16 protein-coding genes and 1 riboswitch are annotated in these 23606 nt (G+C 50.7%); of the genes, 14 read left to right on the plus strand and 2 right to left on the minus strand.

Going from position 1 to position 23606, the window contains the following annotated elements; translation table 11 throughout:
• Positions 1–62: 62 nt before the first annotated feature.
• From IE117_RS10070 to IE117_RS10110, 9 genes are all read left to right on the plus strand, one after another.
• The gene (locus tag IE117_RS10070) at positions 63–1292 is read left to right on the plus strand and encodes a Tm-1-like ATP-binding domain-containing protein (protein ID WP_189564144.1); all 1230 of its coding nucleotides are present in this window, start codon (positions 63–65) and stop codon (positions 1290–1292) included.
• A 71-nt stretch (positions 1293–1363) separates the two neighbouring features.
• Positions 1364–2227: a phosphoenolpyruvate hydrolase family protein gene (locus tag IE117_RS10075; RefSeq protein ID WP_189564145.1), complete on the plus strand. Its 864-nt coding sequence runs from the start codon at positions 1364–1366 to the stop codon at positions 2225–2227.
• Between the two features lie 57 nt (positions 2228–2284).
• Positions 2285–5134: a family 78 glycoside hydrolase catalytic domain gene (locus tag IE117_RS10080; protein ID WP_229580600.1), complete on the plus strand. Its 2850-nt coding sequence runs from the start codon at positions 2285–2287 to the stop codon at positions 5132–5134.
• 60 nt (positions 5135–5194) lie between these two features.
• Positions 5195–5608, plus strand: a complete 414-nt coding sequence (locus IE117_RS10085; RefSeq protein ID WP_189564146.1) for an RNA recognition motif domain-containing protein — start codon at positions 5195–5197, stop codon at positions 5606–5608.
• Between the two features lie 416 nt (positions 5609–6024).
• Positions 6025–9171: a SusC/RagA family TonB-linked outer membrane protein gene (locus IE117_RS10090; RefSeq protein ID WP_189564147.1), complete on the plus strand. Its 3147-nt coding sequence runs from the start codon at positions 6025–6027 to the stop codon at positions 9169–9171.
• A 29-nt stretch (positions 9172–9200) separates the two neighbouring features.
• Positions 9201–10778 (plus strand): RagB/SusD family nutrient uptake outer membrane protein, encoded by a 1578-nt coding sequence (locus tag IE117_RS10095; protein WP_229580611.1) that lies wholly within the window; start codon positions 9201–9203, stop codon positions 10776–10778.
• A 702-nt stretch (positions 10779–11480) separates the two neighbouring features.
• A complete protein-coding gene (locus tag IE117_RS10100) occupies positions 11481–14657 on the plus strand; it encodes a SusC/RagA family TonB-linked outer membrane protein (RefSeq protein ID WP_189564148.1) in 3177 nt (1058 codons plus the stop codon).
• Positions 14658–14698: 41 nt separating this feature from the next.
• A complete protein-coding gene (locus tag IE117_RS10105; RefSeq protein WP_189564149.1) occupies positions 14699–16180 on the plus strand; it encodes a RagB/SusD family nutrient uptake outer membrane protein in 1482 nt (493 codons plus the stop codon).
• A 176-nt stretch (positions 16181–16356) separates the two neighbouring features.
• Entirely contained in the window at positions 16357–18552 is a 2196-nt protein-coding gene (locus tag IE117_RS10110; protein ID WP_189564150.1) for a B12-binding domain-containing radical SAM protein, read from the plus strand.
• Positions 18553–18572: 20 nt separating this feature from the next.
• Here the strand turns inward: IE117_RS10110 and IE117_RS10115 are convergent, their stop codons facing one another.
• Positions 18573–19004: a DoxX family protein gene (locus IE117_RS10115; protein ID WP_189564151.1), complete on the minus strand. Its 432-nt coding sequence runs from the start codon at positions 19002–19004 to the stop codon at positions 18573–18575.
• Positions 19005–19118: 114 nt separating this feature from the next.
• On the opposite strand from IE117_RS10115, the gene IE117_RS10120 reads away from it, so the two are divergent.
• From IE117_RS10120 to IE117_RS10140, 5 genes are all read left to right on the plus strand, one after another.
• The gene (locus IE117_RS10120) at positions 19119–19673 is read left to right on the plus strand and encodes an RBBP9/YdeN family alpha/beta hydrolase (RefSeq protein ID WP_189564152.1); all 555 of its coding nucleotides are present in this window, start codon (positions 19119–19121) and stop codon (positions 19671–19673) included.
• A 206-nt stretch (positions 19674–19879) separates the two neighbouring features.
• Positions 19880–19975, plus strand: a riboswitch (TPP riboswitch).
• Positions 19976–20043: 68 nt separating this feature from the next.
• A complete protein-coding gene (locus tag IE117_RS10125) occupies positions 20044–20766 on the plus strand; it encodes a class I SAM-dependent methyltransferase (protein ID WP_189564153.1) in 723 nt (240 codons plus the stop codon).
• Complete coding sequence (locus IE117_RS10130) at positions 20767–21822, plus strand: AIR synthase family protein (RefSeq protein ID WP_189564154.1); 1056 nt, start codon at positions 20767–20769, stop codon at positions 21820–21822.
• Entirely contained in the window at positions 21819–22466 is a 648-nt protein-coding gene (locus IE117_RS10135) for a thiamine phosphate synthase (RefSeq protein WP_189564315.1), read from the plus strand. Before IE117_RS10130 ends, IE117_RS10135 begins: the two co-directional genes overlap by 4 nt.
• Positions 22463–22750 (plus strand): Trm112 family protein, encoded by a 288-nt coding sequence (locus tag IE117_RS10140; protein ID WP_189564155.1) that lies wholly within the window; start codon positions 22463–22465, stop codon positions 22748–22750. The genes IE117_RS10135 and IE117_RS10140 overlap by 4 nt, the downstream gene beginning before the upstream one ends.
• A gap of 128 nt (positions 22751–22878) precedes the next feature.
• Here IE117_RS10140 and tnpA read toward each other — a convergent pair whose 3' ends face one another.
• Positions 22879–23343 carry an IS200/IS605 family transposase gene (gene tnpA, locus IE117_RS10145; protein WP_189564316.1) on the minus strand — a complete coding sequence of 155 codons (465 nt, stop codon included), beginning with the start codon at positions 23341–23343 and terminating at the stop codon, positions 22879–22881.
• Positions 23344–23606: the final 263 nt, after the last annotated feature.

Below are 23606 nucleotides of genomic sequence, written 5' to 3' on the forward strand. Positions count from 1 at the left end.
TGAGTAAAATCTACCATCATGCGATTTTATACTTACTTTCTTTTTTACTCCAAAAATAAAGCGTGGAAAGTCCGTATATACTAATTCTTGGCTGTTTTGATACGAAAGGCGAAGTATTTAAGTACCTCCGCGACCAGATTCTGCAACTAGGCGAGCGGGTCGTAACCATGAACACCGGTACGATGGGAAGCACCAGCGCTTTCCCCGTGGATATTGAAGCGGAAGCCGTTGCGAAAGCCGCGGGTACGACGCTGGAAAAAATCAGAAAGGCTAATGACCGGGGCGAGGCTGTCGCAAAAATGGGCGCGGGAGCAGCTGGAATCATCGGGCAACTCGTGGCCGGGGGGCATCTGAAAGCCGCGATCAGCATGGGCGGGGGGGGCGGTACTTTTATAGCGCTCTCCGCCATGCAGGGCATTCCGTTGGGGATTCCCAAGCTTTGTATTACTACCTTAGCGGCCAAAGATTTGTCCCGGCCGATGGGCTATAAAGATATTACGTTGATGCCGTCGGTGGTAGATGTCGCGGGACTAAACAGCATTATCCAGCCGATTATCGGACAAGCGGCGGCAGCCATCTGCGCGATGGCGAATTTGCAAAGTTCTGAGAAAACTACCCACCGTGGCAGTATCGCCATTAGTATGTTCGGCAATACGACCGCCTGCGTCAACCAATGCACCGGTCTGCTTGAAAAAGCGGGCTACGAGGTAATGGCTTTCCACGCTAATGGGGTAGGGGGATCAACGATGGAAGCGCTGATCAGGGAGGGTGTTTTCGCCGGAGTTCTCGACGTGACAACCACCGAACTCGCCGACGAACTTTGTCGGGGCGTGTGCAGCGCCGGTCCTGCCCGCCTGACCGCCGCAGCCGAAGCGGACGTGCCGCAGGTAGTGGTGCCGGGGTGCCTCGACATGGTCAACTACGCCGAGCCCGATACCGTGCCGCCGAAGTACCACGACCGGCAACTGTACAGTTGGGCACCCAACGTGACGCTCATGCGCACCGATGTTGCCGAGAATAGGGTATTGGGAAAAGAAATAGGAAGTAAGCTGGAAGGGGCAAACGCCAGTATTGTACTACCCCTGAAAGGCCTCTCCCAAATTGACGCCGAAGGGGATATTTTTCATAATCCAGAGGTGAACCGAGCCTTGTTTAACTCTATAAAGGAAAATGCCGAACCCGGCCTGGAAGTAATCGAAGCCGATTATCATATTAATGACCAAGCCTTTTCTGAGATTTTGGTAAAAAAACTCTTAGAGAAAATACATTCAACGCAGGCACTTGAAAGGTAGGTGATGCATTAAAATTCAGCCATTGTTTTACCTTGAAAATTATTTTTCACTCACTCATTCAAAACCAAGAAATGCCAAATCAATGGACGGGGAAGGGAAACCCCTATACCAGACAGGAAGTAAGAGATCGCTTGCAAAACACGATCAATCAGCAAAAAGCGATCATCGCCGCCGGAGCGGGAACTGGAATCAGCGCCAAATTCATAGAGAAGGGAGGGGCCGATTTAATAATCATTTATAACTCGGGACGCTTCCGCATGGCGGGGCACGGCTCTTCCGCGGGGATGATGGCCTACGGCGACGCCAACGCCGAGGCACTATCCATTGGCGAGTACGAAGTACTTCCGGTTGTGGAAGAAGTTCCGGTGATCTGCGGTGTGTATGGCTCCGATCCGCGCCGCCGAATGTGGCACCATCTGTTGAAAGTAAGGGATATGGGCTTTTCCGGTATTAATAACTTTCCTACCCAATCCATCGTGGACGGACATTTCCGTCAGGTACTTGAAGAAACCGGAATGGGCTTTGACAAAGAAGTAGAAATGGTGCGGCTGGCTTCGAAGATGGATCTGTTTTCGATCGTCTATGTAGGCAAGCCCGAGGAAGCCGCGCAGATGGCCGAGGCCGGTGCCGACGCTATCATCGCTCACGTAGGTACGACGGTCGGCGGTTCCATTGGGGTGGTTGAAGCCTCCTGTAGTATGGACGAAGCCATCGAGCGCAGTCAGGCGATCATGGATGCCGGAAAGGCAATAAATCCCGATATTTTCTTCCTGGCCCACGGCGGTCCCGTCAATACACCGGAGGATGTCCGGGTAATTCTGGACAAAACGGATATGCATGGTTTCGTGGGGGCGTCGTCATTGGAGCGCATGGGCGTGGAGCAGTCACTGACCGACCTGACGCGGCGGTTCAAAGCGTTAACCTTGAATAAATAGGGTAGATTGGGGCATTTTGTGCGTCCTATTGGTATTGTTTTACCAAAGCCATTTCCCTTGAAAACGCTCCGCTATTTTGTTGCTGCACTCCTTCTTCTAACTTTTGGATTGAACAGGGGCTCTGCCCAAAATCTGGTAGCCAACTACCTCCGCACCGAGTACAAGGTCAGCCCGGTTACGGATGTGGTTGCGCCTCGGCTGAGTTGGGAATTGACTTCGCCGGAGCGCAACCAGATACAATCGGCTTACCAGATTCTGGTAGCCAGTTCGCCGGAAAAGCTGACGGAGCCGAGCGCAGACTTGTGGAATTCTGAGAAAGTAAACAGCCGCGCCACCGCGCAGGTAGTTTACGCCGGAAAAACCCTGACGTCTCGCCAGATCTGCTATTGGAAAGTACGCAGTTGGGATAAAGCCGGCCAACCGGGAGCGTGGAGTGAGGTCGCTCACTGGGAAATGGGACTTTTGGATAAGAATGAGTGGCGGGCCCAGTGGATTGGCCTCGACCCGGATACTCTGGGCAAGGGTAAAATATACCAGTTGCCGCCCGCGCCTTATTTACGCAAAGAGATCAAAGTCAAACCTGGCTTCCGCAAGGCGCGACTTTATGTGACGGCGCTTGGCCTGTATGAATTCTCTCTCAACGGTACCAAAACAGGCAATGACTTCCTGACTCCCGGCTGGACTGATTACGACCGCCGGGTGTACTACCAGACCTACGACGTAACCAGCCAGATCAAATCCGGGACCAACGTCCTGACCTCTCAGCTGTCGTACGGTTGGTACGCAGGGTACCTGGGATACGCTTTGTTAGTCAAGAATCCGGTGGTGCGGGCTTTTTACGGCAAAGTACCCCTTCTGAAAGCGCAACTGGAAGTAGAGTACCCCGACGGCCATACCGAAACATTCGCCACGGACAAAAACTGGAAAGCCAGCTTCGGGGCGTTGCTGGAGTCAGACCTGATGCATGGCGAGACTTACGACGCCCGGCTGGAATGGCCCGGTTGGCAAAAGTCCGGCTTCGACGACAGGAAATGGCAGAAGGCCGAAGTGTATCCCGATCGTCCCGGTCGCCTGGTACAAACTTACCCGGCACCTCCGGTACAAATCACCGGAACCCTGACCGTCCAAAGCCAGACCCGGCGTCCTGATGGTTCGTACATATTGGACATGGGCCAGAATTTTGCGGGTACCATCCGGCTGCGCGTGCAGGGGAAGGCAGGGGATACCATCCGGTTGCGCTACGGTGAAAAATTGTTTCCCGACGGACAGCTGATGACCGAAAATCTGCGCATGGCGCGGGCTACGGATACTTACATCCTCAAAGGCGACAAAAACGGCGAAGAATGGATGCCGAAATTTACCTACAAAGGTTTTCAATACATTGAAATAAGCGGCTTGCGGGCGGCACCTGCGCCCGAAACGATCGAGGGTTTGGTGATCGGTTCAGAGCTGCCCAGGGTGGGTACTTTCGAAACCGACAATGCGATGGTCAACCAGTTGTACAGCAACATCGAGTGGACGCAACGCTCCAACTACATTGATATCCCGACCGACTGTCCGCAGCGCGACGAGCGCATGGGCTGGACCGCCGACGCCCATGTGTACGTCAAATCGGCGACTTTTAACCGCGACGTGTCCGCTTTTTTTACCAAATGGACGGTGGACCTCAACGACGCACAGTACGAGAACGGCGCTTATCCACTTTATGCCCCACGCCCAAACTTGCGCAAAACGGACACGTATTCGCCGGGCTGGATGGAGGCAGGCATCATTTGCCCCTACCAGGTTTACCGCAGCTACGGCGACACCCGGCTAATCAGGGAAGGGTGGGTAAATATGGGGCATTTCATGGATTTCCTGGAAAAGCGGAGTAACGGTACCTACTTCTTTACCGAGGCTACCTTCAAAGACCTCAGCCCGAAGGGTGGATTCGGGGATTGGCTGTCTTTTGGCAAAAAAACGCCACCCGACATGCTGGCATCCTTCTACTTTGCCTACTGCGCCGATATGATGGCCGAAATGGCCGGGGCCATTGGTGAGTCCGACGACCAGAAGCGTTTTCAGGAGATGGGTCAGAAGGTGCGTAAAGCCCTACTTGATCACTATCAGGCTTCTAACGGCCGCTTCAAAACCGATACGCTGCCCTACGGCGACGGGGCGGGTTACGTGGACGGAAAGTTAGGTTTCATGGCTCATACCCAAACGGCGTATGCCAATGCCATCTACATGGACATCGTGCCGCCCAAATCGATGCCGCAGATGGGCAAGTACCTGGCCGAACTTCTTCGACAGAACGACGGTAAGCTGGCCACGGGTTTTCTGGGTACCAAGCCGCTCCTACCGGCGCTCTCGGCCACGGGCCATTCCGGTCTGGCGTACGATTTGTTTCTCAGCACCGAATTTCCTTCCTGGGGCTTCGAGGTCGCCAACGGTTCCACGACCATTTGGGAGCGTTGGGATAGCTACACCAAAGAAGATGGATTCCGGTACAACGCTGCCATGAACTCTTTCAACCACTATTCATTCGGGGCGGTCTGCGAGTGGATGTTCGGTAACGCGGCGGGTATTCAGGAGCTCGCTCCCGGATACCGGCATTTCCGAATCCGACCCGAGATTGATCCCAAATCAGGCTCCGACCGAATCAACCGATTGCGTGCCGGCTATCATAGTGTCAGTGGGCCCATCCTGTCTGCCTGGCAAAAAACAAGCGACGGTATACTCATGAATGTAAGCGTACCTGTCAATACTACAGCAGAAGTTTTTGTCCCGGCCGATTCAGCGGGCCAGGTAGTGGTGGACGGGCAGGAAGCGCTGGCTTCGCCCGACATCAGGGTGGAAAGCCAGGCAAACGGCTATCTGGTGCTATTCGTAGGCTCGGGGAACTACGAAATTGTCAGCAAAAGGTGAGTAAGGCTAAAAAAAACTACTTTTGCAGAATTCACCCATCTCACCCAAAAGTCGAAAGTCATGGAAATCTTCGTCGGAAACCTACCCCTTGCCCTCAGAAAATGGGAACTGCAGGAAATATTCGAGAAGTACGGCGTAGTTTCCTCGGCTACCGTCGTGATTGATTACGACACCAAGCAGAGCAAAGGGTACGGATTTGTGAAGATGCCCGACCGCTTGCAGGGCCTCGATGCAATAGCTTCCCTTCATGGCCGCGAGATAGATGGCGTGCCGCTGATGGTAAACGAAACCAAATTCCAGCGTGATGAGGGCCGGGAGAGCAGTGGCCGCCCTGAAAAACCAGCCCCTCTTCCCAAGGGCAAATTTTCAAATGACCGCTATGATAAATCTGGCGGCAAAAAAGCAAGTGCAAGCCGGAAGCCAGATGGTGGGAGCACCAGCTTCGGCAAAAAAAATACCTTCAGAAAAAAATAGTCCGATCGGACTGAAACCAATCTCATCCTACTTCCGTACCAGCTGAATCTAAGCGTATTCAGTTGTGATCCTGGACTGCCTTTTCAGGCGCTCCAGACATAAACGCCTGTATTCTGTTTCGTCTAATTATAAAATTTTTTCTTGAAATACTTAAAGTCCATTTTCTTTTAAATAATTGAATACTAGTACTTTATGATTATTTAATCTTTTTATTAAAGATTTTTTCTGCTGTTTTTTCAAGAAAAATTTTTGCACTTGATTGTAAGTAATTTTCGGCACTTATATTTGCACGAAATTTTGTCTGTTAATTATTTGTGCAGACAACTAATTTTATTCATGAAATTACCATTCACCGTAATTTTCATCTTTTCCTTTTAACCTTTTTTTATCAATCAATCCAACCAACCAACTCAAGTATGAGAAGAATTTCTCTATTGTTGCTGTGTCTGGGAGCCATGCTGATGGGACCGTCGGCTTTTGCCCAGAACAAGACTGTCTCGGGAAAAGTGACAGCGGCCTCCGATGGCTCTTCCCTTCCTGGCGTGACCGTGCAAGTGGAAGGTACCAATCAGGGTACCCAAACGGACTACAGCGGGAATTACAGTATCCAGGCCGAACCCACCCAAACGCTCGTTTTCAGCTTTGTTGGGATGCTCGCTCAAAAGGTGGCGATCAACAACCGCTCCGTAATTGATGTCGAGTTAGCCGATGATTCGCGTCAACTCGATCAGGTGGTCGTCATCGGCTACGGTACCGAGCGTAGATCCAACGTGACGGGTTCACTCACCTCCATCAAGGGGGACCAAATCTCCGGTCTCGTGACGCCCAACTTCGCCAGCCAGCTAGGTGGCCGGGCGGCGGGCGTACAGGTGTCGGTTCCCAACGGTCTGTTGGGGCAGGCTCCCCGCATCCGCATCCGCGGCACCAACTCCATTTCTTCGGGAGCAGGTCCGCTGGTTGTGATCGACAACGTTCCTGTGGCCACCAACTCATTTGGCGGCGTTGGTGAAGCCTCACCTTTGGCTGACATCAACCCCAACGATATTGAGTCGATCGAGGTACTTAAGGACGGTGCCGCTACGGCTATCTTCGGCTCAAGGGCAGCCAACGGTGTAATCCTGATCACGACCAAACGGGGCCGGGGTAGCAAAGGACGCGTCGCGGTGGATTACAATTTTACGCTGGGCCAAAACAAGGCCATTAACAAGCTCGACCTGCTGAATGCGGCAGAATTCGTGCAGATCGCCAACGAAAAGTACACCAACGCAGGCCAACCCGTACAGGCCATTGCCGACCCGACTGGCGTCGATACGGATTGGCAGGACTTGATCTTCCGTAATGGGCTGGTGCAGAGCCACAATCTGTCCCTCAATGGGGCAAGTGACAAAACGAATTATTTCTTTTCGCTGGGGTACCTCGACAACGAAGGTCCGATCGTAGCCAATTCCCAAAAGCGCTACAACTTCCGTGGCAACCTGGATCACACAGTGAATAAGTGGCTGACATTGGGTACTAGCCTAAGCTACACCTACGCTAGCTACAACAACCTGAACACGGGTGATAACGCGCTGTCGGGGAACGTAGTCGGTGCGGGACGGCTTCCGCCCAACGTTTCTCCTTTCGATGCCAACGACACACGCTTCGGCGGCTATAATGTCACACCGGACGGAGCGGCGCTGGGCATGGGTTCCAACCTGCGGGCGGTGGACAACAACTTTACAAACATTGCTTTCGTACTGGCCAACAACAAGTACGTAACCAACAACAGCCGGATCATAGCCAATACCTACGGTGAAATTTCTCCTTTCGAAGGGTTCAAACTGCGCTCTCAGATTGCCGTGGACTTGCTGACGCAGGACGATTTCCGTAGCCTCGACCCACGCCACGGCGATGGCCGCGGTGCCAATGGTAGTATCTTTCAGCGTTACCGTCCTACTCAGCTCTGGAACTGGCAGAACACCGCCAGCTACAATCGCTCCTTCGATAAGCATACCGTCAACGTGGTGGCTGGCGTAGAATACCAGAAACGCACTTCGAGGTATATCGATGCGCAGGGCCAGGGTTTTTCTGAACTATTCTTTCAGCAAAACAACCTCATCGACGGTAGTTACTCCACGCAATTGTCCAGCGGCGGATTCATACAAAATTCGTTTGATTCCTATTTTGGAAGGATCAACTACAACTACGCCAACAAGTATTTCCTGAGTGTAACGGCTCGGAACGACGCACTTTCCTCCCTGCCCGTGGCTAACCGCCGGGGTACTTTTCCCGGAGGGTCGCTCGCCTGGCGTGTTTCCGAAGAAGATTTCTGGAAAAGCAGCCCGCTCGGTCGGGTTGTTTCCGACCTTCGGTTGAAAGCTTCCTACGCTGTGGTGGGCAACACCGACATCGGCAATTTCCCTTACCTGGGTACTTTTGGTGCCGCGCAGTATGCTTCCCAAACGGGGATCGCCTTCGACAATACGGGTAACCCCGACCTACGCTGGGAACGCAGCCGCAAAACCAACTTTGGTCTCGACCTGGGGCTGTTCACCAATCGGGTGAAAATTGCCGCCGACTACTTCAAGAACGATGTGGACGACCTGGTGCTGTTCGCACCCACCGCGCCTTCGCTCGGTGTGCCGGGTAATGGCATCAACAAGAATATCGGGGCACTCGTCAATAAGGGGATCGAATTGTCGATCGACGCGACGGTTGTCCAGCGGGGTGATTTCCAGTGGGACGTGAATTTCAACTACTCCAACATTAAGAACGAGATCACGGCCCTCAACAACAACGAGGATATCATTTACACCTACCACATCAACCGGATCGGAGAGCCCATTGGCTCATTCTACGGCTATACCTGGGCCGGCGTCAATTCCGCGAATGGCAACCCCATGTGGTACAAAGGTGACGGCAAGGGTGGCTTGACCAATGACATCGTACAGTACGACATTGCCAGCAACACGTATAAGGCCTTCGTGCCCGGCGAGCCCGCTAACGTAGCCACTGCGGCTACCCTGAGCTCGACCAACGACCGCACGCTGCTAGGCAACTCCAATCCGATCTGGCAGGGCGGTCTGACCAACAATTTCCGGTACAAAGGCTTCGATTTCGAAATTTTTGCTCGCTACCAGGGAGGCAACATGATCATGAACGTAACGCGTCAGGCTACGCTCCTCAACATGGGCTTCCAGAACAACGGCAAAGAAATCCTGGATCGTTGGACTGCCGCCGGGCAGGTGACCGAAGTGCCTAAGGTGTGGATCGGTCGGGAGTCGGCCATCAATAATACGGGAGCCGCTGACAGCCGTTTCCTGGAAAAGGGAGACTTCCTCCGTATCCAGAACATTGTGCTGGGGTACCGTGTGCCGCAAACCCTACTGGACAAAATGGGTAAGAATGGCATCCGCAGCGCGCGGGTATTCGCTCAGCTCCAGAACCCGTTCGTCTTCTCCAGTTACAGAGGACTCGATCCGGAGATCAGCATCAACACTACGGGCAACAGCACCTTTGGCGTAGATGCCAACGCCAACCCGATTATTCGGACTTCTTCCGTTGGCGTGAGCATTGGACTTTAATCTATATCATCCAGAAATTCATGATAGTTATGTCAAATAATAAAATGATCGGGGCAGTGCTCGGAACTGCACTTGGCCTGCTGGCAGTCACTTCCTGCCAGGATATCACCGACCTGCAGCCAGCGGATGCTTTCTCGGAAACCACCGCTTTCAGCACACCCCAGCGGGTCGAACTGTCGGTCATCGGAATGTACAATGCGGCCCAAAGTGGCACCTACGCGGGCAATGTCGTGCGTGGCTATCCCTTCGGAGCGGCTAACGTGCAGCAAAGCGAGATGCGCGGCGAGGACATGCTGAACCAGGCCCTTTTCTATGCCATCACCAACGAAAGTACCTACACGCCGTTTTCGGCCAACAACGTTTGGATGTGGAATACGCTGTTCACGCTCGTCAACCAGTGCAACGTGACGATCGAAGGCGTGCAAAAAGCCGCAACCGACGGTATCATCACCCAGGACGTAGCCCTGGGCTACGAGGGGGAGGCGCGTTTCTTGCGGGCACTGGCTTATCACGAGCTCCTGACGCATTTTGCCCGTCCTTATTCGGACAATAACGGTGCTAACCCTGGCATGCCCATTCGTGATTTTGCGGTAGTTTCCCCCGCCACAGTGGATAAAGCCATCGCAACTGGTCGCAGTACGGTAGCCGAAAACTATGCCTTTATCCTGGCCGATCTGGACTTCGCGGAAACCAACCTGCCCGCGACCCGTACAGGCAACCTGCGGGTGTTCCGTTCTGTCAAGGGAGCGGCCATTGCCCTGAAAACGCGCGTCAAGCTTCACAAGCAGGACTGGGCTGGGGTGATTACGGAAGGCAACAAAATCGTATCGGCATCGGCTCCCTTTACGAGCCCCATCAGTGGATTCGCCTTACTGCCCACCGCAGCGGGTCCTTTCCAGAACCAGGCTTCGGCAGAGGCGGTATTCTCTATCGAGAACAACGAACAGGATAACCCCGGAGTGAACGGAGCGTTAGCCAGCATGATGGGTAACCTTGCCCTGGGAGGTCGCGGCCTGATCCGGGTGAGCCCTATTTCGTATAATCTGAAAGAGTGGCCCGCCGACGATGCTCGTCGTGCTTTGCTGGTGAAAGATGCGCGCAGCTACTACACGGCCAAGTTCTTCGACTACACCAATCGGTCTGACAACAATCCGATCATCCGCTACGCCGAGGTCATTCTGAACCTGAGCGAGGCCGAGGCACGGGCGTCTGCGGCCCCGGTTTCGCCTCGCGCGCTGGCACTCCTGAATGCCATCCGTGGCAGAGGTTTGGCAAGCGCCGTATTCGCAGCGGGCGATTTTGCTACCAAAGTGGATTTCGTTAAGGCAATTCTGGTTGAGCGTCGCATCGAGTTGCTGGCCGAAGGGCGTCGCTGGGCGGATATTCATCGGCTTGCGCCGGAGGCGGCATACGGCACAGGGGGTATTCCAGCCAAAATGGCCTATGGAAACGCCACCTTCGCTACCTATAACTTCGTGACTCCGCCGACGCTTACCAAAACGATCGCCGCTATTCCTTACAGCGACCATCGCTTTTTGTGGCCATTCCCGGCGGATGAGGTTTCACGAAATCCCACGCTGGCAACCCAGCAAAATCCCGGCTATTGATAGCCTGGCCTAAATTAATTATGAAATAAGCAGGAGGGGGACCCAACAGTGGTTCCCCTCCTTTTTTTCTTCAGAAGGCGGATCAATAACTTAGTCTCAAACGGCTTGCAGGATTTCGGGGCTGTCATGGTACGCAACGACCGCACCATATACACGAGTGGGTCAAAAAAACGGGTCAAGGCTAAGAATCGCGACCTTCCCATCACATAGCCTTCGAGGCTTTCTGGCAAAAAGCTACACGTATACATGGTAGCGGTAAAGCAGATTTTGCTATCAAACTGCATTAGAACAAAAACTGTCCGCCTGGACCTGAAATTCCTGCCTTATTTCTTACGTAACCGTTGAGTACTAGCTGATTTAGACCCGGGTGCAAACTATCGGGTAGTTCGATACTTGCCGCAATAATCTGGAGTAAAGCTCTACAATTAGAATTTCCTTTCTTGAAATACTTAAAATATAAAAAAATTAATATGCTTATTTACAGTCAATTAGTAAGTAGGTGTATTAATAAAAAATAATAATAATGTTTTTCTTCAAAAAAAAACTCATCACCTGACCAATAATAATTTTCTACACTTATATTTGCGCGAAATTTTGTCTGTCCAATAGTTGTATAAGCAACTACTTTACCAACAAAAAAGCCGTTTGGCTTCTGTTTCCTTTTTCAATTTTTATTTATCTACCAAACCAACCAACCAAAAAATGAGAAGAATTTCTCTACTAATTCTGTTGCTGGGAGCTATGTTGACAGGAATGTCAGCCTTTGCCCAGGACATGACTGTCACGGGAACCGTGACTGACGAAGGCGGGAGCGCCCTTCCAGGCGTAAGCGTCGTGGTGAAAGGAACCACACGCGGCACGACCACTGATGCCAGCGGTAAGTACAGCCTTGCCGCTTCAAGGAATGCAACGCTAGCTTTCAGTTTTGTAGGATTTTTAGCAAAAGAGGTTACCGTAGGTGGGCAGTCGACCATCAACGTTTCGTTGGCTCCTGACGTGGCTAATTTGGAAGAAGTGATTGTCACGGCCTTTGGTAGCGCTAAAAAGGCATCTTTCACGGGTTCTGCGGGTACAATCAGTGCCGAAAAAATAGCCATTAGGCCTATAACCACTCTTGCTCAGGCCATTGCAGGTACTACGGCGGGCGTGCAAACTACGGCCGGTAGCGGACAGCCTGGTGCTTCTCCCGCTATTCGTATCCGGGGTTTTGGTTCTATTTCTTCTGGTAACGATCCGTTGTACGTAGTTGACGGAATTCCCTATACGGCCAGCATCGCCAACCTGAACCCATCAGACATCGAGAACATCACGATTTTGAAGGATGCTGCCTCAACCGCCCTCTATGGTGCACGTGCCGCGAACGGCGTGGTGATGGTTACCACCAAGAAAGGACAGAAAGGTAAAAACAATATCAACGTGAAGTTTACCAAGGGTGTCAACACCCGTGCTCTGCCGGAGTATGACCGCATTGGTCCAGGACAGTACTATCCGCTGATGTGGGAGACCTACCGGAATAGTGTTGCCTACCGGGCAACCAATCCTGTAGCGCTTCCTGCTGCAAATGCCGATGCATCGACTCGTTTGGTATCGTTAGTAGGCTACAACATATATAATGTTCCCAATGATCAATTAGTTGGTACAGACGGGACGTTTAATCCAAATGCACAACTTGTCTATAGTCCTGATGATCTGGATTGGACCTCCCCACTGATGCGGCAGGGTAGCCGCGACGAGGTCAATTTGAGTTTTTCCGGTGCGCAGGACAAAACGGATTATTACATCTCAATGTCCTACCTTAAAGACAAGGGCTTTCTGATTCGCTCGGACTACGATCGCTTTACGGGCCGGATGAATGTCAACTCTCAGATGAAGTCCTGGTTCAAAACCGGTGCCAACCTCTCTGCGACAATTACGAAGTCCAATCAGGCCGATGCGGACGGTAACACTAGTTTTGTGAACCCATTCTTCTTTTCAAGAAACATGGGGCCGATTTATCCCGTCTATGCCTTCGACCCTGCAAATCCCGGTCAGTTCCTGACCCTGCCTGATGGTCGTCGTCGCTATGACTATGGTAACCTCAATGCCCTCGGCCTGCCCAACCGCCCTCAGTACGGTGGACGTCACGCTATTGCTGAAACGGAACTGAACCAGAATTTCTTCCGTCGCAATGTAATTGGTGCACGCGGCTACGCCGAAATTTCCTTTTTGCGGGATTTCAAATTCACGACTAATGTAGGTGTCGATTTGACCAATCTCAACAATGTTACTTTTGGCAACCCGGAAATCGGGGATGGTGCGCCCGCCGGTCGCTCGACGCACGAGTTTGAGAGTATTGCAAGCTATAACCTCAACCAACTGCTGAACTACGACAAGTCATTCGGCAATCATACCGTTGGTGTATTGGTTGGACACGAAAACTTCCAGGTTACCGACAACAACCTGACGGGCTCACGCGCCAATCAGATTCTGGACGGAAACGTGGAGTTGATCAACTTTACCAATACTACCAACCTGAACTCGCGCTACAACATCCGTCGCGTAGAAGGTTATTTTTCGCGGGTCAACTACGACTACAATGAGAAGTACTTCGTATCGGCCTCGGTTCGTCGCGACGGTTCCAGCAAATTCTTCCGGGATACCCGCTGGGGTACTTTCTACTCCATCAGCGGTGCCTGGCGTTTGGATCAGGAAAGCTTCATCAAAGCTATCCCGACCATCAACCTGTTGAAAATCAGAAGCTCCTACGGCCAAACGGGTAACGATGGTGGTGGAAATACCCAAGAGGGTACTTCTATCAGCTATTACGCATGGCAGCCGCTTTACAATCTTGGCTGGAACAACGCAGCTGAGGCGGGAATTTTGCAGAACAGCCTGGGCAACCGTAGCCTGGAATGGGAATCAAGCAATGCTTTCGATGTGGCCTTGGAGTTTAGCGTACTCAACAGCCGCCTTTCGGGTACCGTCGAATATTTCAATCGTCAGTCGTCCAACCTGATCTTTGATGTGCCGTTGCCCCTTTCGGCCGGTATCAAAACCGAGACCCGGAACATTGGTACCATGTACAACAAGGGTGTCGAGCTAGAACTGAGCGGTGATATTGTCCGGGCGGGTGATTTCACCTGGACACTGGGTATGAATGCTACGACCTACAAAAACCGTATCACCAAAATGCCCGAGGAAAACCCCGAAGTGATTGACGGTACTAAAAAACTGAAGGAAGGTAGTTCAATCTATGATTACTGGTTGCGGGAATTTAAAGGAGTGGACCCTGCTACGGGCCAGGCCTTGTACCGGGCAGAGAACTTCGTTGCTGCTAACTCCTTAATCAATGAAATGGGAGACACGCTGACTACCAGTGTCAACAATGCAAGATTTCACTATAACGGATCATCTATTCCGAAGATTTCAGGAGGCCTAACCACTACGTTGAGCTTCAAAGGTCTTTCACTTTCCGGTATCATGGTGTACCAAATTGGTGGAAAAGTATATGATAGCGGATACCAGGGGCTGATGAGCTCAGGTGGTTACGGTAATGCCAAGCACATTGACATCCTGGACCGCTGGCAGAACCCCGGTGACATTACCAATGTACCCCGTTTGGACGCTGCCCGCACGGCTGACTTCGACGCTACTTCGGACCGTTGGTTGATCGACGCCAGTTACCTCAATATCCGCACCGTGACTTTGGGGTATCTGCTCCCGACAACAATTGCCTCGAAACTTTTCCTCCAGAATGCTCAGATTTACGTGAGCGGTGAGAACTTCTTCATCAAGTCTAACCGGAAGGGGCTGAATGTTCAGCAAAGTTTCAATGGTATTTCCAACAACGCTTTCAGTTCGCAGAAGAGCCTGGTGATGGGCATTTCCTTCTCGTTGTAAACGACAGCAGATTAATTCAAACAAAAAACTTTAATCATAACATGAAAAAGCAACTAATAGGACTATCGATTGCAATACTTTGCATGATAGGTTCTTCTTGCAAAGAGGACTACCTCGATACCGTCCCCACTGCTTCTGTGGACGCGAGTGCAGCCTTTGCGACCACTAAAAACGCTTCAGCAGCCGTTAACGGAATTTACCGTGCAATGGTAGTGCGATACCTTGGGTCACAGGGGTATTTTGGATACCCGGCCATGATGATGATCCAAGATATTCTGGGCGAGGATCTAGTCATCGGTAATGTTTCCACCGGCTGGCATATTAATGAAAACCGCTGGCAGGTACACCGCAGCGAAACGGGCAACTTGTCCGAAATGCCCTTTGATATGTATTACCGTATCATTGGCAATGCCAACCTGGCCATTGCCAATATCGATGGCGCCGCCGGTCCCCAGGAAGACCGTAGCCGTCTGAAAGGTGAAGCCTTAGGGCTGAGGGCTTTCGGATACTTCAACCTTGTAAGGCTCTATGGTAAGCGCTACGATGCTGCCACAAGACCAAACTCGCAGTTGGCTGTGCCATTGGTGCTTGAACCAACTACCCAAGGGCTTCCCCGTTCTACGGTTGAAGAGGTTTATGCTCAAATCAACAAAGATCTCACTGAGGCTATTGCTTTACTGCCTTCTTCCCGGGTTGCCAAATCGCACATCAACAAAGAGGTGGCCAACGGCTTATTGGCCCGCGTCGCCCTGACCCAGCAAAACTGGGCGGCTGCTGCCACCTACGCTGCGGCTGCTCGTGTAGGTTACCCCCTGATGTCGATCGCCCAGTACCAGGATGGTTTCTCTGATATTGGAAACCCTGAGTGGATATGGGGTTTTGACCACCTTGAAGATCAATCGGAGTTCTTTGGCGCGTTTCACTCATATATCTCGAGCAACTATAACTCATCGAACATTCGCACAAACCCAAAGGCAATAAACAGCACTTTATACAACAAAATCCCTGAGACTGATGTGCGGGCTAAGATGTGGGTGAAAGCTCCGACTGCTACCAATACTGTGACGCCCCCGGGTGGAGTGAGAGTTCCTTACCATACGCAAAAATTCCGGCTTCCGCCCAACCCTGCAACCAGCACCATGGGTGATATTCCCTACATGCGGGCTGCCGAAATGTACCTGATCGAAGCAGAAGCGCTGGCTAAACAAGGCAAGGATGCCGACGCGGCTAAAATATTGTTTGATTTGGTAAGTAAGCGCGATCCGGCTTACAAGCTGTCGACCAGCACCGGAGCCACCTTACTGGATGAAATTTACTTCAACCGCCGCATCGAGTTATGGGGTGAAGGCCACCGTTTCCTCGACTTGAAGCGCCTGAATCAGCCTTTGAACCGCAATGGGGCTAACCACAATCCAGCCGTAGCCGTACTTTTCGACGTACCTGCTGGTGATGTGATGTGGGAGTTCCTTATTCCCCGTCGTGAAATTAACTCCAATGCAGCGATCGTTCAGAACCCCTTGTAGGCTTTGAAGATTGCATGAGCAGCTTGTTGCTCAGATTTGCGCCCGCTTCTGATTCATCAGAGGCGGGCGTTTTGTTTTACCTTTGCCAAAAGGAAACTGAGAATGGTCGTTGCAGGTTTTCTTAACCGATATATCGTTGTATTGATAAACTGCAGCTCTCGCCAGTTGCTACGCCATTGAACAAAGTCCTTTTCCTCACCCCACCCTTCACGCAACTCAATACGCCTTATCCCGCCACGGCTTACCTCAAAGGTTTTCTGAACACGGTGGGCATAGCGTCGCATCAGGCGGATCTGGGGATCGAGGTTATTTTGCGATTGTTTTCCTCCGAAGGGTTGGGCAGGATGTTCGCCGACCTGGAAGCATCGGATATCGCGCTATCCGACAACGGCTACCGGATTTATGCCTTGCGCCGGGAATATCTCCGTACCATTGATCCGGTTATTGTTTTTCTGCAAAACAAGAACCCCACGCTGGCCCACTCAATCTGCGACCGGAGCTATCTGCCTGAGGCGGGGCGGTTCGCGGAGTTGGACGAACTCGACTGGGCATTTGGCACGATGGGTATTCAGGATAAGGCCCGGCACCTGGCCACCCTCTTTCTCGAAGACCTCGGTGATCTCATTCAGGAAGCCGTGGACCCGCACTTCGGGTTCAGTCGATACGCCGAGCGACTGGGAAGCACTGCCACGCATTTCCAGCCGTTGCACGAGAGTCTGCAGAGACCGGATACCCTGATTTCCTTCCTACTCACAGAATTACTGGAAGAGAAAGTTCAGCGCTGGCAGCCAACAGTAGTTTGTCTGACGGTACCTTTTCCCGGGAATTTGTTCGGAGCGTTGAAATGCGGGCAGTACTTAAAAAAAGTGCATCCCAATGTTTCGGTGATTATGGGGGGCGGCTATTGCAATACTGAATTACGCTCGCTGCGGGAGCCTCTCCTGTTCGACTACGTTGATTTTGTGAGTCTCGACGATGGCGAAGCGCCCCTGCTCAATTTGCTGGAGTACCTGGACGGGAAGATCGGGCGGAGTCAGCTCAAACGCGTCTATGCCCGTACGGACGGGCAGGTTGTTTATTACAACAACGGTAAAGATAAAGATATAGCCCAGCGGGATGTCGGCACGCCCGACTACGCCGATTTGCCACTGCGCGACTACCTTTCGGTCATCGAAATAATGAACCCCATGCATCGCCTGTGGAGCGATGGTCGCTGGAACAAGTTGACTTTGGCGCACGGCTGTTACTGGGGAAAATGTTCGTTTTGTGATATCTCGCTCGATTATATTAAACGCTACGAACCAGTCACCGCCGCGCTCCTCTGCGATCGCATTGAGGAAATCATCGCGCAAACGGGGCAGAATGGCTTTCATTTCGTGGACGAGGCCGCACCGCCGGCCCTCATGCGCGACCTGGCGCTGGAAATCATCCGGCGTCAACTCACTGTGACCTGGTGGACCAACATTAGGTTTGAAAAAAGCTTTACGCCCGACCTCTGCCAGCTGCTCAAAGCTTCCGGCTGCATAGCCGTTTCGGGTGGACTGGAAGTGGCTTCCGATCGTTTGCTGGAGCGCATGAAGAAAGGCGTGACGGTGGCGCAAGTGGCCCGCGTGGCCGACGCATTTACGCAGGCGGGCATCATGGTGCACGCCTACCTGATGTACGGTTTTCCCACTCAGACTACGCAGGAAACCATCGATTCGCTCGAAATGGTGCGACAGTTGTTCGAGGCGGGTGTGGTGCAGTCGGGTTTCTGGCACCGCTTCGCCATGACAGCCCACAGCCCGGTGGGGATGCACCCTGCGGGCTTCGACGTGCAGCGAATCGGCCCCGACTTTGGCGGCTTCGCCGATAACGACCTTTACCACGACGACCCCACCGGAGCCGAGCACGACCGCTTTGCTGATGGGTTACGCAAATCGCTTTTCAACTACATGCACGGCGTGGGTTTCGAACTGTCGCTCAAAAAGTGGTTTGATTTTAAAGTGCCCCCGACCTCTATTCCGCCTGGTTATATTGAGCGAAGCATCGGTGAGGTTCCGCAGACCGAAGCGCGAACTAACGCAGTTGTTGTTTGGCTGGGTGGCATTCCCGAATTAACAATATTTGAAGAGAAGAAAGGAGGACTTAAGGAGGAAGTGGCTGAGCTTGAATTTTATTCAAAAAAGCATACTTGGACGCTGCTCATGAATGTGTCACAAGCCAGGTGGTTGATGGAGATTATGCCGGCACTTATTCCAGGTAAAGACGAACCGATGTCATGGCAGCAGCTGAAGGCAAAATTTGAAACATCAGGCTTGGGGGATTTTGAAGGCTTCCTGAATTCCGAAGAATGGCGTGAAATAAAAAACAATGGATTGCTGGTAGTGTAGGGATACTCAGAATTGAGGAATCAGGCTCTTTGCCGCCATGCCTGCCAGGCACCCGTCGACCACAGCGCCCACGCTACGAGAACGGGCTGAAACAACAACCGTATTCCACGGGCCAGATCGGAGTTGAGACCAAATGCATCGGTGTGGTTGAGGTACTGCGCAATGTTACCGGGAAAGACAAGGACGAAAAATGTGGCAACTACCCAACCCACCAGCACGCGTTGCCGTGCCAGAAACACCAGCGACAGACCCAGCAGGATCTCGACAATGCCCGACAGGATTACGACCAGATCTTTATTGAGCGGCACCCATTGGGGTACCTGCGCCAGAAACTCGGTGCGCGCCCAGGTCAGGTGGCTGGTTCCCGCCAGAAGCAGTGCTCCACCCAGCAGATAACGAAAGATTGTTTGAACGGTAGTGGTTTTGACAGGGACAAGGTAGTTGGCAAACATGAATCGAGGTAGTTAGGGCAGTACAATCGCGAAATCATCTTCCGCTAAAAAGATCATGCTTGTGGCAAGAAGAATATTTCCAATACATTAGTCTTTGGAAAAGATAGTTTAAAAATGAAAAAGCAGCCGCTACTATTTATTCAGGGCGGGGGTGATGATGGGTATGAAGCAGATAAAGCCCTGGTCAACTCGTTGCGGGAAAGTTTGGGAAATCAGTACGAGATCCATTATCCGGCTATGCCATCTGACGAGTCAGCCCCCGACTTTGGGTGGCTTCAACAAATCGATAGTGAAGTTTCTGAGAACGAGGACGGTGTGATCCTGGTGGCGCACTCCCTTGGTGCTTCCATGCTTTTGAAGTACATTTCTGAATATCCCGTAATCAAAAAAATCAAAGGTATTTTTTTGATTGCTACACCTCATTGGTCAGGTGATGAGGAATGGCAGGCCGGTTTGAAACTGAAAAAAGATTTTGCTAAAAAACTACCTGACAAAGTACCTCTATACCTGTATCATAGCCGCGACGACGAAGAGGTTTCCTTTGCTTACCTCGATTATTACAAACAAAACTTAAATCAGGCCACTTTCAGGGAAATAAAAAGCGGTGGACATCAACTTAACAACGATTTGACCATCGTTGCCAACGATATAAATTCATTGAGCAAATAAAGAATCGATTAGGAGCCTACCGAATCAATTCAGCAAAAAATATAAGTCCAGAAAGAACTACTGTCCTTTGGTAACGAATGCGTTGTTTATCTAACGACTGAAAAAAATAGTATCGCATGACCGGATTTATCTGAAAATGACCGGATGCTTAATCGAAACCAGTCGTCAGAATTTAGTAATTCAGCGAATAAGCGTACATTTACCGATACATAAGCACGGGGTGCCGGGTGAAAGCCAGGCTGAGATCATACCCGAGACCTGATTTGGATAATGCCAACGTAGGGATGCCAGCTAAAAACTTCCGTTTTAGACTCCATTCTGTTGGTTATCCATCAGAATGGAGTTTTTTTATTTTTAGCTAAGCATATAAATGGAAATTGAAAAAGTTAACACGGAGCTGATCCCTCAAAAAGCCCAAAACTGGCAAAACAGACCCGAATGGTTTTTTAATCGCGAGCATACCGATACCTACGAACTTTGGTACGAAGGCAGGTACAAACGGGCGGAAATCTGGCAAAAAAAGGTGATGGAGCAGCTGGTCACGAAAGACAAGCGGATCAAGACCTTGCTTGAATTCGGCTGTGGAACTACCCGTTTTACCCGTTGGTGGAAAGAGATCGGCATCGAGGCGACGGGCGGTGATATTTCACCCCTCATGCTGTCGCAGGCCATGCATCTTTTTGAGGGGGATCTGGTCATGGCCGATTCGCATCACATGCCCTTCAAAGACCATACGTTCGATGCGCTGGCCTTCATTACTACTTTTGAATACTACAAAGACCCGGTGAAGGTAATTCGCGAAGCGGCCCGGGTGGGTAAGTACGGAATTGCCATGGGGATGATGAACAGGAATTCCCCGAAGGTGGTGAGAAGAAGAGTGCAGCAGATGTTTGGCAAAAATCCTTTCTACGTCACCGCTACTTTCTATACGCCCGAAATGCTCACCAACATTATTCATGAAGCCCTGCGTGGAAGAGATTATTCCATCGAATGGACCTGTACGGGCCTGCCCGAATGGTTTCCCGTCCAGCAATGGAATTTGCCGCTGGGCGATTTTTTTGGATTGTATGTGAAGCTAAACGATGTGAACTAAATGGAAGATAAGTTGGGTAAGATTGACCATCATTTGTTTGAGCAGTTCATTAGCACCAAATGCGGAAAGCAGCGGGAGGAAGTCTTCGCCGGACCGCAATTCGGAGTGGATGTTTCGGTGGTCGATCTGCCGGGAGAGATGGCCATGGCCATGACCAGCGATCCGTTGTCATTGGTTCCGACACTTGGATTGGAAGAGTCTGCGTGGTTATCGGTTCAGCTAATGGCCAATGATATGGCCACCACGGGCTTTGCGCCCATGTATGGGCAGTTTGTTTTGAATTTGCCTTCGACTTTCCCAAAGTCTGAGTTCAAAATTTACTGGGAGTACATTCATCAGTTCTGCGCCAGAATCGGGATAGCCATCACGGGCGTACACACGGGTTTTATCGAAGGCCAGAACTCCACCATCGCCGGCGGGGGTACTTTTATCACGATTGCCCCAAAAAGCAAAATACTGATTTCGAAAGCTGCGCGAGTGGGCGATGCCATCCTGGTGACTAAGACCTGCGCCATTTCCTCGGCCGCAATCCTGGCCATGTCTTTCCCCGAAACCATCAAACAAAAGTTGGGGGTCGAAACGTATCATGAGGCTTGTTCAACTTTTTACCAGACTTCTTCGCTGGAAGATGCACTGGCTGCGGTCGGCAAGAACAACGAACACGACGACATCACAGCCATGCACGATGTGACGGAAGGCGGGGTGATGGGCGCTATCTACGAATTAGCCACCGCATCGGGCCATGGCGCGACCATCTACAATGACCGGTTGCCCATAGGCCGACTCCAGAAAGAAGTTTGCGCGCTGTTTTCCCTGGATCCACGCCATTGCATCGGGGCGGGTTCAATGATTATCACCTGCGGGAAACAAGCGGTAGCCGAAGTGATCCAGCGTCTTGGAGCGCAAAACATCGATTGTGTGGAAGTTGGTGAATTGGTTGAAAAAAAGAGCGGAATCATGCTTGTTGACAAGCATGTGCCAAGTGAGGTAGTTTACACGGAAGATGACCCTTATTGGGCTGCTTTTTTCGAAGCATTCAAATCGGGTTGGAAATGAATAAAGTACCTGCACGAAAGATAAAATCAGGAATTTATCTGGTAGTTGATCCTTCCATGGAGGAATCCGTTCTGTTAAAAAAACTGGAATTATGCCTCAGCGAAGAATTGGCGGCTGTTCAGATTTGGGATAACTTCCAACCCGACCAAAATATCCCGGACCTTATTCAAAAAATTGGCGATCGCTGTCACCAAAAGAGCGTTCCCGTGCTGATCAATAATCGGTGGGAATTACTGAATGAATCGATGTTGGATGGTGTACATTTTGACCAGATTCCGGAAAACTACCCTCATATTATTGAAAAAGTGAAGAAGCCATTTATAAACGGACTTACCTGTAACAACGATTTGTCATATGTGCATTGGGCCACCGCTAACCGGATGGACTACATCTCTTTTTGTTCCATTTTTCCTTCCACGACCAGCAATAGCTGCGAACTCGTCGATTTCAGTACCGTTCAGGCGGCGGCCAAAATATCAAACCTTCCCATTTTTTTAGCGGGAGGAATTCATCCGGAAAATGTAGAAAAATTGAATGAACTTGATTATTCCGGCATCGCCGTGATTTCAGGAATTATGAGTTCAGACCAGCCAAATGAAGCTATCAAAAATTATACTAAAAAACTTAAAATAAATAGAAAATGAGACTAGAAACAATCAAAAAACTTTGCTGCCCATTTGATAAGGCAGATCTCACGCTGACTGAAATAACCAGAGACCTGGATGAAAATATTATTGAAGGATTCTTCGTCTGTTCCTCATGTCAACGATTGTACCCGATCATCAGCGGAATCCCAATCATGAGCCCGGACGAATACCGTGAGTTTAAGTTGGAACAACCCGTGCTGGAAAAGTGGGAGAAGTACCTTGGCGGTAGTTCGTTTAGTAATTTTCGGCTCGTGGATTCTGGGAATAAAAGTATTGAGTAAGAATGCACTATACGTTTGTACCTGCGGTTAGCTCGTTTAGCAGAAAGTTAGGCTAGACGCGTAGGCGTCGGGTACTTTTTGATTTATGAGGTTTCAGAACTAGATTAATTCCTGAACCGAAAATCTTTTTACTCAATCCAATCAAACAAAAACTCCTCTTTGAATTCGATTTTAAACTTCTCTAAAAAGTCTTTATATTCTTCTTTGAATGTTCGCTTTTTGTGATGCTCCTTTTGGTTGCGAATGTATTGGATCACAGGATCAAGTCCCGAACTGGAATACGAAAAAGCCCCGTACCCTTCCTGCCATTCAAATTTAAACCTGGTGAATTTCTTTTCTTTTATAAAGGCATTTGACGATTTCTTTACTTCCCTTACCAAATCCGACAGGCAGCAAGTAGGCCTCATCCCAATAAAAAAATGAAGATGATCAGGCATTCCGTTAATCGCCAGCATCTTTTGGCCTTTATTTTGGACAATCCCGGTGATGTATTTATATAATTCTTCTTCCCAAACGGGCAAAATTAAGCTTTCCCGACCTTTTACCGCAAAGATCACCTGAATGTAGATTTGATGAAATGTCCCGGCCGCCATGTTTATATTGGTTTTGGTGATTTTATGCTGCGTCAATTCTTCGACATTATCAACAGGTTTCAAGGGCAGAATTGATCAAGGAAGGTGTTACCACTATCCTATAGGGATAACATATTTATAGAAAATTGCAAGGTACTTCGTCCGTACGACCCCCACGGGGTCGCACCATCGAACGTATTGATTTCTCTATAAACATTCCTGGGGTTCTTCTTGGAAATGGGCGGATTTATACGGCAAGCACCTAAATGCTCATTTAGTTCTCT

The sequence above is a fragment of the Persicitalea jodogahamensis genome (genome assembly GCF_014651615.1).
Classification (GTDB): Bacteria; Bacteroidota; Bacteroidia; order Cytophagales; family Spirosomataceae; genus Persicitalea; species Persicitalea jodogahamensis.